The following is a 1,395-nucleotide window of genomic DNA, read 5'->3' as shown; positions in this document are numbered from 1 at the left end:
TTCGCGGTTCGCGGTTCTCGGTTCTCGGTTCTCGGTTCGCAGTTCGCAGTTCGCAGTTCGCAGTTCGCAGTTCTCGGTTCTGGGAAAACAGGGAACCGTGAACTGTGAACCGTGAACTCTTCAGGCCATCACGGCCGCCTGAGCCTCCACACCAGCCCAGGCCTGGCTCACACAGGTGCGGTTCATGGAAAGGTTGGATGAACTGACCACGGGCCGCGCGGACTGCGGCAGATCTGAAATAAGGACGGGCTGTGCTGCCGGGTGCGAGGTGAGATGATCCTGCCTGGCGGCGACTCGCTCTCCAGCGCGCTCACGGGAGAGAGCGGCGTCACTGCGGTCAGGTCCGCTCAAATGTTCCTGCTGCGGCCCGGTGATGCGGCGCATCTCATGGCCGGCGCTCTTCGCTTCCTCGCGCGCCTGTTTGGCCTCGCGATCGAGCGCCTCGGATTTTTGGAAGGCTTCCCGCCGGTCCTTGCCGGTAAGCTTCGCAGCCTTCGCGCGCTCCTCTTTGGACTTTGCCTCCAGCTCCCGCGCTTTTTGTTCGGCCTGCTTCTGGCGCTCCTCGGCCTCCTTGCGCTCTTTTTCTTGTTTCGCTTTTTGTTCGGGGCTTCCCTTCGTTCGCTCGGCCTGCGCCGTCCTGCTCTTCGTGGCGCGCTCCCCGGCACGCTCACGGGCTTTGGCCGCCTCGCTCCGGCCGGTGCCGTGCAGGCTTTCATCGCGCCCCTTCGTGCGCCAGCGGCGATACTCGTCCTCATTGGCCTTGCGAGACACCATGCGGCCACGCGCCTTGTCCGCCTCGCTCTTCCCCGTGCCGCCTAGATGCTCATCGCGTCCGCGTGTGCGATCTTTCTGCGCGGTTTTGTCATTCTCGGCGCGCTTCGAAGCACGATCGCGCGCCTTGTCGGCCTCGCTCTGGCCACTGCCATGCAGGCTTTCATCACGGCCTTTGGTGCGGGCTTTTTGATAGCCGGCATCATTGCTGCGGCGCACTGCGGCATGGTCACGTGCCTTGTCCGCCTCACTCTTCCCCGCGCCGCCTAGATGCTCATCACGACCACGCGTGCGCTCTTTCTGCGCGGCGGCACTGCTGCTGGCACGCTCATCCGCACGCGCACGTGCCTGGTCTGCGGGGCTGGTGCTCTTTCCATCCAGGCTCTCACGCCGCACCCCACCGCCGCGCAGCTCGCGGTCGATGCGGCGGTCTTCACGCGCCTCCGCGCTCCGCTGGTGCGGGGCCTGACGGCGCTCCGACCTCTCCGCCGCGCGCTGCGAGCGTGTGAACGCGCGGTCCGCACGTGCCTGCTGCCCGCGTGAAAGTGGTTTGTCGGAAGAGTCGCTCATGGGGTGTCGGTTCGCGGTTCGCGGTTCTCGGTTCTCGGTTCTCGGTTCGCGGTT

Annotated in this window: 1 protein-coding gene; it reads right to left on the bottom strand. The window is 65.7% G+C overall.

The annotated features are described in order from the left end of the window. Positions 1-120 precede the first annotated feature (120 nt). Positions 121-1,341 (bottom strand): hypothetical protein, encoded by a 1,221-nt coding sequence (locus BGE01nite_RS28740; RefSeq protein WP_170267146.1) that lies wholly within the window; start codon positions 1,339-1,341, stop codon positions 121-123. Positions 1,342-1,395: the final 54 nt, after the last annotated feature.

The sequence above is a fragment of the Prosthecobacter gellanilyticus genome, from assembly GCF_007992435.1.
In the GTDB taxonomy this organism is placed as follows: Bacteria; Verrucomicrobiota; Verrucomicrobiia; order Verrucomicrobiales; family Verrucomicrobiaceae; genus Prosthecobacter; species Prosthecobacter gellanilyticus.
This window is presented reverse-complemented; position numbering and strand designations above follow the sequence as displayed.

Coding starts and splice junctions, on each gene's coding strand:
- BGE01nite_RS28740 (WP_170267146.1), bottom strand. CDS start 1,341: ATGAGCGACTCTTCCGACAAACCACTTTCACGCGGGCAGCAGGCACGT.